At 62.9% G+C, this 16,696-nt stretch carries 19 protein-coding genes; 8 read left to right on the plus strand and 11 right to left on the minus strand.

Annotated features, from left to right (window positions below; genetic code table 11):
* Positions 1-59 precede the first annotated feature (59 nt).
* On the plus strand, positions 60-1,103 hold the full coding sequence (locus tag KHO53_RS20235; protein ID WP_081839636.1) for an NAD-dependent epimerase/dehydratase family protein: 1,044 nt from the start codon (positions 60-62) through the stop codon (positions 1,101-1,103).
* A 160-nt stretch (positions 1,104-1,263) separates the two neighbouring features.
* Here the strand turns inward: KHO53_RS20235 and KHO53_RS20240 are convergent, their stop codons facing one another.
* Positions 1,264-1,755 carry a GNAT family N-acetyltransferase gene (locus KHO53_RS20240; RefSeq protein WP_010225490.1) on the minus strand — a complete coding sequence of 164 codons (492 nt, stop codon included), beginning with the start codon at positions 1,753-1,755 and terminating at the stop codon, positions 1,264-1,266.
* 97 nt (positions 1,756-1,852) lie between these two features.
* Complete coding sequence (locus tag KHO53_RS20245) at positions 1,853-2,107, minus strand: hypothetical protein (RefSeq protein ID WP_010225488.1); 255 nt, start codon at positions 2,105-2,107, stop codon at positions 1,853-1,855.
* A gap of 175 nt (positions 2,108-2,282) precedes the next feature.
* On the opposite strand from KHO53_RS20245, the gene KHO53_RS20250 reads away from it, so the two are divergent.
* Positions 2,283-2,489 (plus strand): YceK/YidQ family lipoprotein, encoded by a 207-nt coding sequence (locus KHO53_RS20250; RefSeq protein WP_010225486.1) that lies wholly within the window; start codon positions 2,283-2,285, stop codon positions 2,487-2,489.
* Positions 2,490-2,599: 110 nt separating this feature from the next.
* Here KHO53_RS20250 and KHO53_RS25650 read toward each other — a convergent pair whose 3' ends face one another.
* From KHO53_RS25650 to KHO53_RS20265, 3 genes are all read right to left on the minus strand, one after another.
* A complete protein-coding gene (locus tag KHO53_RS25650) occupies positions 2,600-2,821 on the minus strand; it encodes a PglD-related sugar-binding protein (RefSeq protein ID WP_309475131.1) in 222 nt (73 codons plus the stop codon).
* Positions 2,822-3,224: 403 nt separating this feature from the next.
* Positions 3,225-4,757 (minus strand): 4-hydroxyphenylacetate 3-hydroxylase family protein, encoded by a 1,533-nt coding sequence (locus tag KHO53_RS20260; protein ID WP_010225482.1) that lies wholly within the window; start codon positions 4,755-4,757, stop codon positions 3,225-3,227.
* Positions 4,758-5,018: 261 nt separating this feature from the next.
* Positions 5,019-5,915 carry a LysR family transcriptional regulator gene (locus KHO53_RS20265; RefSeq protein WP_159388379.1) on the minus strand — a complete coding sequence of 299 codons (897 nt, stop codon included), beginning with the start codon at positions 5,913-5,915 and terminating at the stop codon, positions 5,019-5,021.
* A gap of 112 nt (positions 5,916-6,027) precedes the next feature.
* On the opposite strand from KHO53_RS20265, the gene KHO53_RS20270 reads away from it, so the two are divergent.
* Genes KHO53_RS20270 through KHO53_RS20285 form a run of 4 tightly spaced genes read left to right on the plus strand, consistent with a single transcriptional unit; the run spans position 6,028 to position 10,930 of the window.
* Complete coding sequence (locus KHO53_RS20270) at positions 6,028-7,497, plus strand: efflux transporter outer membrane subunit (RefSeq protein WP_213570713.1); 1,470 nt, start codon at positions 6,028-6,030, stop codon at positions 7,495-7,497.
* The gene (locus tag KHO53_RS20275; RefSeq protein WP_213570714.1) at positions 7,490-8,671 is read left to right on the plus strand and encodes an HlyD family secretion protein; all 1,182 of its coding nucleotides are present in this window, start codon (positions 7,490-7,492) and stop codon (positions 8,669-8,671) included. The genes KHO53_RS20270 and KHO53_RS20275 overlap by 8 nt, the downstream gene beginning before the upstream one ends.
* Positions 8,668-10,197: a DHA2 family efflux MFS transporter permease subunit gene (locus KHO53_RS20280; RefSeq protein ID WP_100782307.1), complete on the plus strand. Its 1,530-nt coding sequence runs from the start codon at positions 8,668-8,670 to the stop codon at positions 10,195-10,197. The genes KHO53_RS20275 and KHO53_RS20280 overlap by 4 nt, the downstream gene beginning before the upstream one ends.
* 13 nt (positions 10,198-10,210) lie before the next feature.
* Entirely contained in the window at positions 10,211-10,930 is a 720-nt protein-coding gene (locus KHO53_RS20285; protein WP_010225473.1) for a siderophore-interacting protein, read from the plus strand.
* Between the two features lie 46 nt (positions 10,931-10,976).
* On the opposite strand, the gene KHO53_RS20290 is transcribed toward KHO53_RS20285, so the two are convergent.
* The 3 genes from KHO53_RS20290 to KHO53_RS20300 form a co-directional block, all read right to left on the minus strand.
* A complete protein-coding gene (locus KHO53_RS20290) occupies positions 10,977-11,747 on the minus strand; it encodes an FAD-binding oxidoreductase (RefSeq protein WP_050990030.1) in 771 nt (256 codons plus the stop codon).
* 14 nt (positions 11,748-11,761) lie between these two features.
* Positions 11,762-12,823: a phenylacetate--CoA ligase gene (locus KHO53_RS20295; protein ID WP_051636737.1), complete on the minus strand. Its 1,062-nt coding sequence runs from the start codon at positions 12,821-12,823 to the stop codon at positions 11,762-11,764.
* A 148-nt stretch (positions 12,824-12,971) separates the two neighbouring features.
* Positions 12,972-13,400, minus strand: a complete 429-nt coding sequence (locus tag KHO53_RS20300; RefSeq protein WP_159388381.1) for a hypothetical protein — start codon at positions 13,398-13,400, stop codon at positions 12,972-12,974.
* Between the two features lie 205 nt (positions 13,401-13,605).
* On the opposite strand from KHO53_RS20300, the gene KHO53_RS20305 reads away from it, so the two are divergent.
* Together KHO53_RS20305 and KHO53_RS20310 are read left to right on the plus strand one after the other, a co-directional pair.
* Positions 13,606-14,595, plus strand: coding sequence for a hypothetical protein (locus KHO53_RS20305; RefSeq protein ID WP_010225465.1), 990 nt, complete (start codon positions 13,606-13,608; stop codon positions 14,593-14,595).
* Between the two features lie 164 nt (positions 14,596-14,759).
* Positions 14,760-15,092: a hypothetical protein gene (locus KHO53_RS20310; protein WP_036994625.1), complete on the plus strand. Its 333-nt coding sequence runs from the start codon at positions 14,760-14,762 to the stop codon at positions 15,090-15,092.
* Here KHO53_RS20310 and KHO53_RS20315 read toward each other — a convergent pair.
* Genes KHO53_RS20315 through yghU form a run of 3 tightly spaced genes read right to left on the minus strand, consistent with a single transcriptional unit; the run spans position 15,089 to position 16,641 of the window.
* Entirely contained in the window at positions 15,089-15,424 is a 336-nt protein-coding gene (locus tag KHO53_RS20315) for a hypothetical protein (protein WP_145959282.1), read from the minus strand. The genes KHO53_RS20310 and KHO53_RS20315 overlap by 4 nt on opposite strands.
* A gap of 37 nt (positions 15,425-15,461) precedes the next feature.
* Positions 15,462-15,782: a hypothetical protein gene (locus tag KHO53_RS20320; RefSeq protein WP_036994627.1), complete on the minus strand. Its 321-nt coding sequence runs from the start codon at positions 15,780-15,782 to the stop codon at positions 15,462-15,464.
* Positions 15,783-15,801: 19 nt separating this feature from the next.
* Positions 15,802-16,641, minus strand: coding sequence for a glutathione-dependent disulfide-bond oxidoreductase (gene yghU, locus KHO53_RS20325; RefSeq protein ID WP_213570715.1), 840 nt, complete (start codon positions 16,639-16,641; stop codon positions 15,802-15,804).
* Between the last annotated feature and the right edge of the window lie 55 nt (positions 16,642-16,696).

Below are 16,696 nucleotides of genomic sequence, written 5' to 3' on the forward strand. Positions count from 1 at the left end.
GGGACAGACTTTAAGCTGTGGCGATTAAACGCGGCAGGGTTCTGTCACAAGGAGGTTCTGTGAGCAAGTTGTGTCTGGTGACAGGCGCCAATGGGCATCTGGGGAATACCCTGGTCAGGGCGTTGCTCGATCAGGGCTACCGTGTGCGGGCCGGCGTGCGCGATACGACAAGGACCGAGCCCTTTGACGGGCTGGATTGCGAGCTCGTCTATGCCGAATTGCAGGATGAACCGTCCCTGCTCAAGGCGATGGCAGGGGTCGAGGTACTGTTCCAGGTGGCTGCGGTGTTCAGGCATTGGGCCAGGCGGCCAGAAGCCGAGATCGTCGAACCTAATGTGCGGGGTACGCGCAATGCGTTGCAGGCCGCGTCTCGCGCGGGCGTGAAACGGGTCGTGTACGTCAGCTCGGTGGCCGCGATCGGGCATGATGGTCAACCGCTGGATGAAGACACCTGGAACGACGAGACCGAAAACGCTTACTACAAGTCGAAGATCCTCGCCGAGCGAATGGCCTGGCAGACTGCGCGGGAGCTGGACCTGTGGATGGTCTCGGTCTTGCCCTCGGCCATGATCGGGCCCAATGCGACGCAACTGACCGACACCATGAGCTTTCTCGAATCCGTGCGCCAACATCAGATGCCACTGGACCCGGGGTTTCACTTCAATTTCGTCGATGTGCGTGACGTCGCCCAGGGCTTGATTCTGGCGGCGCAAAAGGGCCGGGCAGGGCAGCGCTACATCCTCGCGAACGAGCGCTCCTCGTCACTGGCCGATCTGCTGGAGGCGGCCAATGCACGGGTGCCGGGGTATCGTCAGCCTCCGCGAGCACCGCGCTGGTTGCTGATGTGTGTCGCCTGGGTACAGGAGCGGATAGCGAGCCTGACCGGCAGGCCGGCGCAGTTGCTGCTGAGCCAGGTACGCCTGTTCCATGACGTGCGCCAGGAGTACAGCATCGCCAAGGCGCGCCGGGAACTGGGCTTCAGCCCGCGCTCTGCGGAGGATAGCCTGAGGTCGGCGTTCAGCTATCTTGGCAGGCGAGCGATCCAGCCGTACGAGGACAGGCCTGGGTTTGCTGGCCGAACAGCGCGTTCATCTCGCCTTTGAGTTCGACCAGGTGACGGTCCAGCGCCTGTAACGTTGCGATCTGCTCACTGACCTGTTGGCGCTTGGCGTCGACAGCTGCAAATTCTATGGCCGTTTGCACGGGGGCGAGCCCTGCACGGGAGAGAAAAGCCATAGGCAAACAGCCGCAGAAAATCACCCGTTACCGTCGTTGGATGCAAGCGCGAGTGCTCGCAAGAAGCCGGTAGCGAGCGAAGCGTATGCCGTCGACCTCGACCTCTCCATCACGGCGAAAGCCTATTCGAAGAATACCCTTGATGCGTGTTCTGCTTGGCGCAAGCAAGACAGTGACCGACCCCAGTCCCATCTCCTGAAAGGCTCGCCGAACGATCTCATCAAAAATTGCCTTGCCCAAGCCCCAGTAGTCCGGGTGTAAAACCAGGGCCAGGTCTGCATCACCTTGTTCTTGCTGCAAACCGCCCCAGCCGGCAAATGTCTGATTCACCCAAAAAGCCCATGGGCCATATCCATTGAGCAGCCACTGTGACTCTTTTTCGGCGACCCACGCTGAGCATTTGGCTTCGTCAAAGTCAGGGCGGCCCAAGGGCATGTGGCGCAAGACATCGGGGTTGTTGTTGAGCTCGATGATATCGGCGCTGCTGATTTCACTGAGTCGCTTGAATTGCAGGTCCATGCGTTGCCTTTTTATACCGCCGGTAACCCCGTCTGAACGTTATCCGGCCACCATTGGAAAGGTGCTGGCTGGCACCTGCGCAGATGATCGAACCATGCTAGCCGGCGAGCGAGTGTTCTGGAGTGCTTCTCGCCAGGTCAACGGCGGCGGTAATGGCTGCTCGGGCTTGAGGGCTGTTCTTCCAGCAGGTCGAGCCTAGTGCGGCTGATGCGTGAGCCAGGATGTCACTGACGTCCGCTTTGCCGAGCTCTGCCAGCGATTCAATACCCATTTGCTCGAGGCGGGTGATAACGGTTGGGCCTACGCCCTTGAGCGCGAGCAGTGCGGTTCGCTCCCTCGGTGAAAATGCCATCTGAGAACTCCTTTTCTGGGCATGAGTCTCTGAAAGATTGCCCTATGTTTGAGATTGTCTCAACCCGAGCAGTCTGGATCGCTGGTTGCCGTTGGGCGCGCAGGGGGAGGTAGGTGACTAACTTTTCACGATAGCGTCTATAGGACAGACAACGGAAAGGTAATAAGGACATTACATGCTACAGAAGCTCATGTTGATATTGGCCATCTCACAAGTGGGTGGCTGTGCCTGGACTGCAGCAGTTTCCCATGGTTCGTATGACTGCTATGAGGGGCTTGAGGTTGAATATCAGCTCGCACAGTTTATTGGTCCGCTTGTGCTCCTGGATTTGCCGTTCACCTTCGTTGCCGATACCGTTTCGCTACCGCTGTGCTGGTACTGATCACAATGGGCATCCCGGGCCGCGTACCCGCCACTACAGGCGCGTGAGCCGCAGCCCTCTGCTAGGACTCAACACCATGCCCCGGTTTTGCACAGATGTAGCGGTCCTTATCAACGCGTTTGTCCAAAGGCGAGGCTTGCGCCGGCGAGCATGGCTACGACCCGCAGATATTGCTTGAAGCCAGACGCTTCTTGGAAGGTGTAGACCGGGCAGCCGTTGACGTGTTTTTCTTCTGCTTCGTCAACGATAAAGCACAGCTGCTCATCCGGGTATTGCGCGCGAACCCAGGGTAAAACTTCTCGGCCGAAAGCGCCTGCGCCATAAATACCAATTACAGGAGTTTGTTATTGCTTGATCAGCGATGAGCCAATTTATGCTGCCAGCAAAATTGTATGTTTTTTACCCGGTGCCCGCCATCCGGGCGCAAGACAGCCGTCCTGGCCAGGGCGTCGATGGCAATAGGGCGGGTAGGGCGCGGCGAGGGAGCGCGACGGCGTTCAGGCGCTATGTTGCATCGCCTGCAACCGTGCAATGGACTTTTGCACAGAACGCAGCCGACAAGCTGGAAATGTTCTTCTAAGGTGTATCCATCAGCAGCGCTGAAAGGATTCACACATGGAGGTGTGCGTACACTCAAGCGTGCGGTGCACGCGTGAGGGGGCTGTATCCACAGGCGGGATTGGCCTGTGGGCGGCAGCCCCTCGACGACAGCGAATGTTCAGTTACGCGACGGCCTCAACGTGCCGCGTACGCCTTTTTGAAGTCCGGGGCGGTCCAGCCATTGAGGTCGTACTCGGCCATGCACTGTTCGGCCAGGGCGCGCATTTGCTCGGTGCGTCCGGAATGGCTGGCGATGTGCAGGGTGTCGAGGCGGCTCTTCTCGTAGCTGCCGGAGTAGTTGACCTCGTACAGTTCGTGGCGCGAACCGAATTCGGTGCCGATCGCGTCCCACAGCAGCTTGAGGGTCTTGGCGCGTTCTTCGGCGTCGATGCCATTGGAGCCGCGGGCGTACTGGTCCAGGAACGGTCGCACCTCGGGGTTGAGGAAGTCCTTGGCGTGGGACGGCAGGTAGATCAGGCCGCTGGCCACGGTCTTGCGGATCAGGTTGATCACCCGGCTGTAGGCATCGCCAGCGGTGGCGCGGTAGGCCAGTGCCGATTCCAGGTTGGGCAGCAGGAATTCCTCGTTCCAGTTTTCGGTGCGATAGGCCATGGAGTCGGACAGGCCCCAGAGCATGTGGCGCAAGGCGATGGCTTCGCCCACTGCCCCCTGAACGCCCTGGAAGTCACGGGTACCGCAGATTTCCACGGCCTTGAGGAACAGCCCGCAGATGAAGTCCATCTTCACCGCCAGGCGGGTGCAGCCGTGCATCAGGGTGCGGCCGAAGAAACCCGATTTCTGGATGAAGCTGTTGGACATCTCCACGCCATACATGAACACGTCCTGCCACGGTACGAAGGCCCGGTCGAAGATCAGGATGCAATCGTTCTCGTCCATGCGGCTCGACAGCGGGTAGTCGAACGGGCTGCCGTTCTTGCTCGCCGCCTGCTCGTAGGAGGTCCGGCAGATCAGCTTCACGCCCTTGGCACCGGTGGGGATCATGAAGATCGGCGAGTACTTCTTGTCCTGGTACATCACGTTGTAGTGGGCTACGAAGGTGTACTGGGTCAGTGCCGCGCCGGTGGCCACCACTTTGGCGCCGCTGATGTAGAGACCGTCCGCGGTTTCTTCGTCGACGCGCACGAAGACGTTGGAGGTGTTCGGGTCCTGGTTGCGGTCGACCGGCGGGTTGACCACGGCATGGTTGATGAACGGCAGGCGTTCACGGCTGAAGTTGTACCAGCGGGTGGCGTTCTCGGCGTACTCGCCATAGAGGTCGCGGTTAGGGCCGAAGGTGCCGATCCAGGCGCCTTTGAAATCCGGGGTGCGACCCATCCAGCCATAGCTCAGGCGTGCGGTTTCGGCGATCGCATCGCGCGCGGCGACCTGTTCTTCGACCGTGCGCGGCGCCTGGAAGAAGCGGTGGCAGCGCAGGCCGGGAGCGCCGTCGATCTCAACGGTGAGTTTGTCACGCAGCTTGGGGTCATGCAGCGCATCGTAGAAGCGCGCATTCATCAGCGCCGCGTTGCGAAACGCAGGGTGTTCGGTGACATCCTCGACCCGCTCGCCGTTGATCCAGACTTCCCTGCCATCCCGCAGGCTTGCCAGGTACTCCTGCGAGGTTTGAAGGCCCCGACGATCAAGAGAGAAGCCATTACGATCCATCATTAGTCTGCTCCGGTATCAATAAAACCACGCGCACTGGTTACCCATGGGGGGCGCGCCGTTGTTATGGGGTAAATGCTGGTTTGCACGGACGACAACTTAGAGATAAGTGTGACTGGATGTAAATTTCGAAACACGCAATCTACGATTGCCTGGAGGAGGGGTTGTGGGTGCTTTTTGTCGCTGGCTACTGTGGGCGGTTTTTTTGTCTGAGGGGGCGGCTGCAGGGCGCTCGCATTTGGCGCCCGTCGCAGGACAACCGATTCAGCTGCTGGAGCATTCCTGCACCAGTTGGCGCAACCAACGATGTACCTGATCATTGTTCACGCGTGGGTGCCAGGCCTGGCAGAACTCGCCGCCGGGGGTCTCCAGCGGTAGCGGGAAAATGTGCAGTGGCAGCAGCGGCAACGACCATTCGACGAAGCGCCGCGGGATCACCGCAATCATGTCCGAGGAACTGGCCAGTTGCATGGCCGCCTGAAAGCCCGGGACTACCAACTGCACCTTGCGTTGCAAACCGACCTTTTCCAGCTCCAGGTCCAGCGGCCCGCGGGTGCGGCCGCGGCGTGACACCGACAGGTGAGGGAAGGCCACCAGGTCCTCGGCGCTGACACTGCTCTGGCGCGCGAGGGGGTGCTGGTTGTTGACCACGCCGACAAAGGTGTCGATGTACAGGCGCTGCTTGTAGACCTCGGGCCCCAGGGGGCCGGCGATGCCGATGTCGAGGTCGATCAGGCCGTCGCGCAAGGCGGCGACATCCTCGTTGCCCTGGGACATGAAACTCAAGGTCACATGCGGGGCCTGTTGCGCCACCCGTTGGCTCAGGCGCAGGGCCCAGGCACCGGTGAAGCCGTCCTCGGTGCGCAGGGTGAATACTCGCTTTACCGTGCCCAGGTTGAGCTTCTGTTTAGTGCCCAGCACATTGCGCGCCTCTTCGAGCAGGTTGTGCACCTGCGGCGCCAGTTCCAGTGCCAGGGGGGTGGGCACCAGGCGGCGTCCGGCAAGCACGAACAGCGGGTCGCCCATGGCCTCGCGCAGGTTCGCCAGGCGTCGGCTCATGGCCGGGATGCTCAGGTTCATGCGCTCGGCGGCGCCGGTGACGCTGCCTTCGCGCAGCATCGAATCGAAGGTCAGTAGCAGGTTCAGATCAGGTAGGTTCATTGCACGCTCCTTGTTGCAAGAAACGCAAGTCTAGTCTCGGTTAATTGCAATTTTCAATATGCCAGGGGCTACCTATCATCCCGTTGCAACCCAACCCTCCAAGGATGTTGTGATGGAACCCTCTCATTCGATTCAGCATTGGCTGGCGGTCTGTCTGCTGCTGGCATTGCCCGGCTGCGTCAGCCCCGGGCATAGCCCCGAACCGCCAAAACCCTTGTCACCCGAACAGCTCGAAGCCGGTCTGGACATCGAGCACGCCGCGACCCAACCCGCATCCCAGGCGGATGATCGCTGGTGGCTGAGCTTTAACGACGCCGACCTCGACCGCCTGCTGGCTGCCGCCCTGGAGACATCGCCAAGCCTGGCGATTGCCAGCGCGCGCATCGACCGGGCGCAAGCCGACGCCGGCATTACCCTGGCCAACACCCGGCCGAGCCTGTCGGCCATGACCCAGATCCTGCGCAGCCAGGATTCGCAGAACTACAAGACCGGCGCCGATGAAGCCGGGGTCTGGCACACCGATGGCCAAGCGCTGCTGCAAGGGCGTTACAACCTCGACCTGTGGGGCCTGAACCGGTCCCTGAACGAAGCGGCGGTGGGCAGCCTGCGCGCCGCCCAGGCCGATCAGGCGGTGGCCCGTCTGGCGCTCAGCGGCAGCCTGGTGGAAACCTGGTTTGCCTTGGGCGGCGTGCTCGAGCAGCAGGCCATCGTCAACCAGACCCTGGAGCAGCGCCGCAGCATCCTGCGCCTGAGCGAAGACCGGCTGAAGTCCGGCCTGGGCACCCAGGTCGACGTGGTGCGGGCACGGGGGCCGATCCCGTTGCTCGAAGCCGAGCAGGCGCGCCTGCAAGGCGCCGCCCGCGGTTATCAACTGCGCCTGGCGGCCCTGGCCGGCAAGGGTCCGGGCTGGGGCGAGCAATGGCAGCCCAAGGTCGCCGACCCTCGGCGTAGCGTGGCCTTGCCGGGGCATCTGCCTGCCGAGCTGATCGGTGGCCGGCCTGATGTGGTCGCCCAGCGCTGGCGCGTCGAAGCGCAAGGCAAACGCATTGGCGCGGCGCGTGCGGCGTTCTACCCGAACATCGACCTGCTCGCATTCGCAGGCTTTCAGAGTTTCAGTTTTCAGAACCTGTTCCACCACGACAGCCGCACCTATGGCGTGGGCCCGGCGGTGACCTTGCCGATCTTCGACGCCGGGCGTCTGCGTGGCCAGTACCGGGCGCAACAGGCCGGTTACGCCGAAGCGGTGGCCAGTTACAACCAGACCCTGGTCAATGCCCTGAGCGAAGTGGCCGGGCATGTCTCGCAACTGCGCGCCATCGAAGGCCAGCGCTTGAAAACCGTGCAGGGGCTGGATGAGGCCGAACAGGTCTACGACCTGGAAAACCTGCGTTACCGGCAAAGCCTCACCGATTTTCTGCATGTGCTCGATGCCCAGACCCGGGTGCTCGATACGCGCATGCAACTGGTCCAGTTGAAAACCTCGGCGCTGCAAAACCATGCCGGCCTGCTACGCGCGCTTGGCGGCGGCTGGAAAGAAGCTGATCAGAACTCCACTACGCTTGCAGGAACCTCCCATGACTGACGCCACCCAAACCCCAGCCCCGGCTCCGGCCAAGTCGCGCCGCGGCCCGATTTTCCTGCTCATCACCCTGGTCGCCCTGGCGGCGGCCGTGGCTGCCGCCCTGTGGTACTGGGTGTATGGCCGCCTCTATGAAAGCACCGACAACGCCTATGTACGTGGCGACGTGGTGCTGATTTCCGCCCAGGTGCGCGGCACGGCCACCGCGGTGAACATCCAGAACACCGATACGGTCAAGGCCGGTGACACCCTGGTCGAAATCGACCCGGCCGATGCGCGCCTGAGCCTGGACGCCGCCACCCACCAACTGGCCCTGACCGTACGCACTGTCAACAGCCTGTTCGCCGAAGAAAACGACCTGACCGCCCAGGTCAAGCTGCGCCAGGCCGAAGCCAACCGGGCCAATCAGGACCTGCAACGGCGCCGTTCAGTGATTGCCCAGGGCGGGGTGTCCGGGGAAGACCTGCACCACGCCGAGGAAGCCGCGCAGATCGCCCAATCCGGCCTGCGCGCGGCCGAGGCCAAACTGGTCGGCCTGCAGGCGCGGATCCAGGGCACCACCGTGGAAAACCATCCGCAGGTGGCCGCTGCCGCCGAGCGTGTGCGTGAAGCCTACCTGGCGTTGGCGCGGACCAAGGTCCCGGCGCCGGTGGATGGCCTGATTACCAAGCGCGCGGTGCAAGTGGGCCAGCACATCGAACCGGGTACTGTTCTGATGGGCCTGGTGCCGCTGGACAAGGTCTGGGTCGAGGCCAACTTCAAAGAGTCGCAACTGGGCCAGATCAAGGTCGGCCAGCGTGTTGAACTGTTTGCCGACCTGTATGGCGAGAGCGTGGTCTACCACGGCCGCATCCAGGGTATCGAAGCCGGCAGCGGCGCGGCGTTCGCCACCATCCCGGCGCAGAACGCCACCGGCAACTGGATCAAGGTGGTGCAACGGGTACCGGTGCGCATCGCCCTGGACCGCGAAGAGGTGTTGCGCCACCCACTGCGCATCGGCCTGTCGATGACCGCCAAGGCCACCCTGGGTGAGCCGGACGAGCAGGCCCCCACCAGCGTCCAGGACAACACCGAGGTCTACGGCAACATCGGTAGCGGCAGCGAAGCGCTGGTCAACCGGATCATCGCCGAGAACCTGCAAGTGTCGAAACTGAGCGTCTCGAGGAACGAGCGATGAGCAGCGCCAAGCGTCCCATCGAGCCATTGAGCGGTGGCACGCTGGTCCTCGGCGCGCTGGCGATCGGCATGGCCAACTTCATGATGGTGCTCGACACCACCATCGCCAACGTCGCGGTGCCGACCATTTCCGGCAACCTCGGCGTGGCCCCTGACCAGGGCACCTGGGTGCTGACTTCGTTCAGCATCTCCCTGGCCATCGGCCTGCCGCTCACCGGCTGGCTGGCCCAGCGCTTCGGCCAGGTCAAGCTGTTCCTCAGCGCCGTGGTGCTGTTCGTGCTGGCCTCGGTGTGCTGCGGCCTGGCCCCGAACCTGACTTCGTTGCTGGTGTTCCGGGTATTCCAGGGCGCCGTTTGCGGCCCCTTGGCGCCGTTGTCCCAGGCGCTGCTGGTGGCGATCTTTCCGCCTGCGCGGCGTACAACGGCCTTGGTGGTGTGGTCGATGACCACCTTCCTGGGGCCGGTGTGCGGCCCGATCCTCGGCGGCTACCTGACCGATAACATCAGTTGGCCGTGGATCTTCTATATCAACGTGCCGGTTGGCATCTTCATCCTGCTGACCCTCGGCCAGGTGCTGAGCGGGCGGGACAACCCTACGCGCAAGCTGCCGGTGGATGTGGTCGGCCTGCTGCTGCTGATGGTCGCCGTGGGTTCGTTGCAGATCCTGCTCGACAAGGGCCAGGACCTGGACTGGTTCTCTGCCACGCCGATTCGGGTCCTGGCGGTCATTACCGTGCTGGGGTTCGCCTCCCTTATTACCTGGGAGCTGACCGCGCAACACCCGATTCTCGACCTGCGCCTGTTCAAGGAGCGCAACTACGCCATCGGCACCCTGAGCGTGAGCCTGGGCTTTGCCCTGTACTTCGCCTCGCTGGTGCTGGTGCCGTTGTGGCTGCAAACCGAAATGGGCTACACCGCGACCTGGGCCGGTATCGCCACCGCCCCCCTGGGGATCGCCGGGGTGGTGCTGGCGCCCTTCATCGGCAGGCTGATGCAGCATGCCGACGCGCGGGTACTGGCGAGCATGGCGTTCATTTGCTGGATCGGCGCATCACTGTGGCGCATGTACTTCGAGACCAACCTGGACATTCAGTTCATCGGCTGGAACTCGGTGCTGATGGGCGCCGGCACGGCGTTCCTGTTCACCCCGCTGGTGGCGATCTCGCTGTCGCGCTTGCCACCGGAGAAAATTCCGGCGGCCCTCGGCTTACAAAACGCCCTGCGCATGACCGGCGCCAGCTTCGCGGTGTCACTGGGCCCTGCGTTCTGGGATCACCGGGCACGCCAGCATCAGGTCGACCTGGCCGAGCGCATGACGCCGTTCGACCACTGGAGCGCCCAGGCCCAGGACAACCTCAACTCGCTCGGGCTGTCGGCCCAGGGCGCCCTCGAGTCGCTGGCGCGAACCATCGACCGGCAGGCGCATATGCTGGCCCTGAACGATTTCTCCCTCGCCAGCGCATGGCTGTTCTGCGCTGTCCTGGCCATTGTCTGGCTGGCCCGTTCACCCAAGGCGAAAGCCAAGTAAATCTGGAGTATTCATGTTCGAGTTCCGCAAGAAGTTGAAGTACAACCTCGATGTGATCGATATCCGCGATGTCACGCCGCTGGTGCGGCGTGTCACCTTCAAGGGCGACCTGTTCGCCACCGCGCTACCGTGCCAGCCTTCGCAATGGCTGAAGCTGTTCCTGCCCAGTGGCGGCAGCCAGGTCAGCCGGGCCTACACCATCCGCCGGCACTACCCGCAGTCGGGCAATGTCGACATCGACTTTGTGCGCCATGACCATGGTCCGGCCGGACGTTGGGTCGAGCAGGCACAGTTCGGCGATCAGATCGGTTGCTCGGCGTTGCGAGGTGGGTTTCAGCCCCAGGAAGATGCCGAGTGGATGCTGCTGGCCGCAGACGAAACCGGCACCCCGGCGGTGATGAGCATCCTTGAGAGCCTGTCGCCGGGGGACCGCGCCCTGGTGGTGCTGGAGGCCGAAACCATGACCGAACTGCAAGCGCTGGATTCACTGGCCGCAGTCAATTGCGAGTGGTTCTTCCGCGATGAGCATCCCGCCGGCAGCAATCTGTTGCTCCAGGGTATCGACAGTCTGCAATTGCCGTCGGGGGTCGGGCAGTTCTGGATCGCCGGCGAAGCGCAGTGCGTCAATGAGGTGCGTGACTACCTCACCGAGGCCTGTTCGATTCCACGTCGATTGGTCCGCAGCAAGGGCTACTGGATGCGCGGCGTCGCCGACCATCGCGACCGCGATTGAGCGAACGTTCGCCTTGCGCTGCCAGGCAGCGCAAGGCCCGCGCGGTTCAGGAGGGCAGCGCCTCGCGCAGAGGCTGTGGCTCGGCAAAACGTTCGAAATGCAGGCGCTCGGCTGCCAGGCCGTAATCCTTCAGCGCCCCACCCACCGTCTCGACCATGGCCTGTGGGCCACAGATAAAAGCCGCGTCGAGCAGGCTGACGTCGACCCATTCACGGAACAGGCAATCACAGGTGGCGATGTCCAGGCGCCCGGACGGTAGCCCGTTGTTGTTGGCTTCACGGCTGAACAGCAGGATCAGTTGCAGACGTTCTGCATACACCCCCTTCAGTGCCTCCAGCCGTTCGCCAAACAGCATGCTGGCGCGGTCGCGGCTGCCATAGACCAGGGTGAAGCGGCTGCGCTCATCGTTTTCCAGGGTCGTCTTGATGATCGGCAGCAGCGCCGTGATGCCGCTGCCTGAGGCCATGCCCAGGCAGTGATGGACCTGCGCCTGCGGTTCCGGACGGTACGACGAGCCTGCGGGTGGCATCACCAGCAATGCGTCGCCTACCGCCAGTTGGGTGTTGGCGTAGCTCGAGAAACGTCCCTGGGGCACATGCTTGATGGCTACGCGCAGTTCGCCGTCGGTGGGGGCGCTGAAAATCGAATAAGAGCGCCGTACCGCTTCACCTTGCAACTGCGCCTCCAGTTGCAGGTACTGGCCCTGCTGGAAGCGGTAGGTCGAGGCCAGGTGCGCTGGCACCTCAAAGGCGATCGAGACAGTGTCGGCGCTCTCGCGGCGGATATCGGCGACTTTTAATGGGTGCATCGTAGTCATTAACCGGGTCCTGTTCAGGCGCTCTGGCGCAAGGTTGTGGCGCTGTTGCCGGTGAGGCGTTCAAGGCGGCGCATGCTGCGGGCGGTACCCGGCAGCAGGCGGCCGATATCGCCGGTGCGGTAACGGATCATCGGCAGGGCCTCGCGGCTCAGGCTGGTCAGCACCACTTCGCCGAAGCTGCCATCAGGCAGCGGTGTGCCGCTGTCCGGGTCGATGATTTCCGGGTAGAAGTGGTCTTCCCAAAGGGTCACGCCGTCGCGGGTTTCCAGGCATTCCATGCCGATGCCCGGGTCCATCAGTGCCGGTACGCCGTAGAGTGCCAGGGTCTGAATGCCCAGACGCTGTTCGAGCTCCTGGCGCAGGGCGCTGCTGCAGGGTTGCGGGCCGATCAGGGCCATGCGCAGGGACAGTGCCGACGCCGCGATGTTCTGGCGTTCCAGCTCGTTGGCCAGGGCCAGCAAGTGGGAAGGCGTGGCGATCAGCATCTGCGGCTGGAAGTCACAGAGCAGGCGGACCTGCTGGCCGGCCTGGCGCGCCGCCAGGGGGATCAGCGCACAGTTCAGGCGCTCGGCGCCCAACTGGATGCCGCCGCTGGCACCCAAGGCGTCCTGCCCGCCGAGCACGTACAGGCGGTCGCCGGCATGGGCACCGGCGGCGCGCAACGAGCGCGCGACCAGCGCCGCCCAGACCTCCTGGTCGTTGCGCGTGTAGCCAATCACCGGCGAGCGGGCGCTACCGTCATTGCAGGCCTGCAGGCGCACGACCTGGTGTGCGGGTACGGCGAACAGTTCGAACGGATAGTGATGTTGCAACTCGGCATTGCCGATGAAGGGAAAGCGGGCGAGGTCTTCCAGCTGCTGGAGATCCTCGGGGTGCAGCCCCTGGGCTTCGAACTGATGGTGGTACCAGGGCACGTTGCGCCAGGCATGCTTGAGCGACCAGCGCAGGCGGCGCAGTTGCACGTCGCGCAGCTGGTCGAGGCTGCAGGTTTCCAGGGTGTCGCGGTGGGCCAGGGCGCGCAGGCGCTGTTCGTTCAGGCCCAGGGTGCTGGCGTCGAGCTGTGTGTTGGCGTTCATCTTCCAAGTCCGTTTGGCGTGTCGACCGTTAGGCAAGCATGCTATGACGGGAGGGGGAGGATGGCTACTCGCATTGGCCGGGCCGCCAGGGGCGTGGAGGCGGCCCGGGGCCGGCCGGGCAGGCTCGCATTGTCAGGCTCCAGGCCGTTCACGCGTCGGGTCGAGCGCGCGTCACTGCCGACCTTTGCCGGCTCAGCGCCATGCCCAGCATCACCGCTGCAGTGAGGCCGGGCATCAGGAAAATGTAGATTGTCGTGGGGAAGTCACGGCCCAGATAAGCCCAGGGCAACCCCCAGAGGATCGTACCCAGGACACCCATGACCAGCAGGCGTTTGTGGCGGACTTCGGGCGTTGTGGCCATTGAGATGGCGTAGAGTTTCCAGCATGTCCAGAGGCAGAAAAGCGAAAATGCAATGGGTACCAGCACCACAAGCAGGTTCTCCCAGACAATGGGGGAGGAGCCCAAGGTTCCCGCGAGAAAGTACAAGGCGCCCCAGATAAACACCAGGGTGACGGGCAAAAAACCGGCAAGTGCGCTGACGCTCAAGATGATTCGACGTTTCACAAGGCTGTCCAAGATGTCCCTCCATGGCCCATTGCGGCCAGTATAAGCGCAGCAGGTGGCCTACGCGGTGGTATCTGCCGCTGGTCAACCCGGTTGAAGCGGCAATGCCGGGCAATGCCGGTTATCATCCCCGCCCTGGCTCGGGCCGGCATGGCGCAAGGGTGCCAGTGCGTGGCTGAGCGAGACGCTGTGGTCTATCTGAAGGAGCAGGCAGGTAATGAGTCAAAGCGCGGGATGGAAGCTGATGGTTGGGTCGGGCGTTGGGTTGTGTGTGCTGCTCGCCGTGGCGCTGCTCAAGGACCACAAGGTGGTGCTGGCCGAGCTGCAGTTCCAGGGCGGTGCCCATCCTCGCCACGACACCACGCAAGTGCACGAGGGGTATTTGCAGGCCATGCAGCATGTGCTGGCCGCGCAACAACTCGACGTGCAACAGCTGCAGCTGGAGCTGGCCCCCCAGCGCAGCGACACGCTGCTGCTGCGCGGTGCCGAGAATGCCCTTGCCCCTGCGCAGCGCCAGGGTTTGAACCGTCAGTTCGAAGCCATCCTGCGCGCGCGCAAGGCCGTGGTTCCCAGCCTGCAACTGACGCTTGATTACAGCCAGGCCAGGCGATTGAATGCAGCGGGGCAGGAAATCGGGCAGGCCCCTGCAAACGTCGTCGCAATGGGGCGCAAGGTGTTGGCGCTGTGGTTCGAGTTTCCGTCAGAGGTGAGCCTCAATACGCTGGTCAGCGACAGCGAGCGGCGTCATGCCTTTGCCGGTAGCCGCACGGTCAATGGCGAGGCAATTTGTCAGGTCGACAGCTTCGTGCAGACGGCATTGCCGTTCATCATCACCCGCTTCAAGGCCGACGGCGCACAGCTGGTGGGCGACATGGACATTCTCACCCACGATCAAATGGCCTTGCGCGTTCCTGCGAGTTTGTACTTTGACGACCGTGACTTGCGGGTGCGCCTCGAGGCCGGTGGGCTCAAGGTCAGCGTGGACAGTCAGATGTCCTATGGCAAGTTTCGTTCGTCCTGGCTGTCGATTGAATTCGGATCGCTCGGCGTGCACCCGTACCAGCCCTTCGACCTGGCCGATGCCGGGCGCGAGGGCTTGCGTGAAATGTGCAGCAACTTCGCTTATCAGGCCGGGCGGCCGTTCTCGTTCTTCTACGGCGTAGGCCTGGACCGTCTGGAAACGGTCCGTATTGCGCCAGCCGGTTGAGGCGGGACAAGTGCGGAGTCAGTGCGCGTAGCGTGATAGAATGCACCGCACACAGCGAATGCCGGCATCAACCTGAAGGCCCTGACAACCCAGGGCCTTTCGCGTTTTTGCGGCGGGCAACAGAACCCTCTCCATCTGTTTCATTGAAAGGACTCAGCAACGCCATGTACTTCACCCTGGAATTCTACGACGCCATCACCAGCCAATACTGGACCCCCATCTTCGCTGCCGTGCTGACCTGGATTCTCCTCTGGTTTCGTAGCCAATCCTACGACGGTACCGGCGGCTGGACCCTGGGTCTGATCGTGGTGCTGTGCCTGGTGGCATTCTTCCCCAATGGCTACCACACGGTGTTCAACACCGGTCCGACCTTCTACACCCATGACCGTATTTACGCCCCTGACTACGCGGCGAAGTTCAGCGCCGATGTACTCCTGACGATCGCCGGCATGCTGGTGGGGATGCTCGCACGCAAGGTCGTTATCAGCGTGCGCTAATCGCGAAACTTCACCACCTGCTTGCACGCGGGGCACTCGATCAGCTTCTGGGTGAAGACCTCATGGGGCAGCAATCCCCGGTGCATCAACAGTCCGTCACCAGGCTTGTACAGATGGTGCATGGACGTGTTGCATTCCGGGCAGCGCACAAACAGTGCGGTAAAGAAGAACAGGCACAGGCCGGTGATGGCAAAGACGACGTAGGTTTCGAAGTACCGCGTTGCATCACGGTCCAACAATACCCAGATCATGTAGAGCCCGCCGCTCCAGATACTGATGTTGAGCACCACTTGCATGGCGATGGCGAGAAAACGGTGCTTGAGGGGTTTCAACAGGATCATCCATGGGTCGAAGGTGGGATTGCTCAGCCTAGGCTAACGCCGCCAAAGCCCGCTCACGGCTGAGGGCTTGCATCACCCCGGGCGAGTCGCTGATGTGGACATACAGGTAGTGCTGGCCTTTGTCATCGCGCAGTATCCGATGCACCTGGATCGCCTCCGGGTGGTAGTGGTTGCGGGTACGGTCGCGCAGTACTTCGTAGCTGTCAATGTGGTGGCGGCGCAGCGCTGCCTGGAACTCGCGGTCGACGGCTTCCTGCAGCGTGCGCATGCGGCGAATCGAGAGATAGCCCAGGGCGAAGGTCAGCGCGAAGAAGAACAGCGCCTGCAGCAGTGATGTGTAGTGCTCCATCCTGGAACAGGGTCCTCGATCAGTCGAGATCTTGCGCCGCATGCCGCTCGGGCAACTGGCTGCTTTCATCGCCCCAGGTGCGGTTGACGCGCAGGCCGCGGACCACCGCCGGGCGCTCGGCAATCGCCTGTGCCCAGCGTTGCACATGGGGGTAGTCCTGCACGCTGAGGAACTCGCCCGCCGAGTACAGCCTGCCCAGCGCCAGTTGGCCATACCAGGACCAAACTGCGATGTCAGCGATGCTGTAGCGATCGCCAGCCAGGTACGTGCTTTCAGCCAGGCGGCGGTCGAGCACATCCAGCTGGCGCTTGGTTTCCATGCTGAAGCGGTTGATCGGGTACTCGAGCTTTTCCGGCGCGTAGGCATAGAAGTGACCGAAGCCGCCGCCCAGGTAGGGCGCTGCCCCTATCTGCCAGAACAGCCAGTTCAAGGTCTCGGTGCGACCGGCCGGGTCGCTGGGCAGGAACTCGGCAAATTTTTCCGCCAGGTAAAGCAGGATCGAACCCGACTCGAACACCCGGATCGGCGGCTGCACGCTACGGTCGAGCAGGGCGGGGATCTTCGAGTTGGGGTTGACCTCGACGAAGCCGCTGGAGAACTGCTCGCCTTCGCTGATGCGAATCAGCCAGGCGTCGTACTCGGCACCGGTATGCCCGAGCGCCAGCAGCTCTTCGAGGAGGATGGTGACTTTCACGCCATTGGGCGTGGCCAGGGAGTAAAGCTGCAGCGGCTGCTTGCCCACGGGCAGGGCCTTGTCGTGTGTCGGGCCGGCGACTGGCCGGTTGATGTTGGCAAACTCGCCGCCAGACGGCGCGTCGTGCTGCCAGACCCGAGGCGGGACATAGGGTGCCTTGCTCATGCGATGAACCTCCTGGTGTGCGTGAGGGGCTCATGTTCCGGCCTGGCGCGCGCGG

The sequence above is a fragment of the Pseudomonas sp. RC2C2 genome, from assembly GCF_018390435.1.
In the GTDB taxonomy this organism is placed as follows: Bacteria; Pseudomonadota; Gammaproteobacteria; order Pseudomonadales; family Pseudomonadaceae; genus Aquipseudomonas; species Aquipseudomonas donghuensis.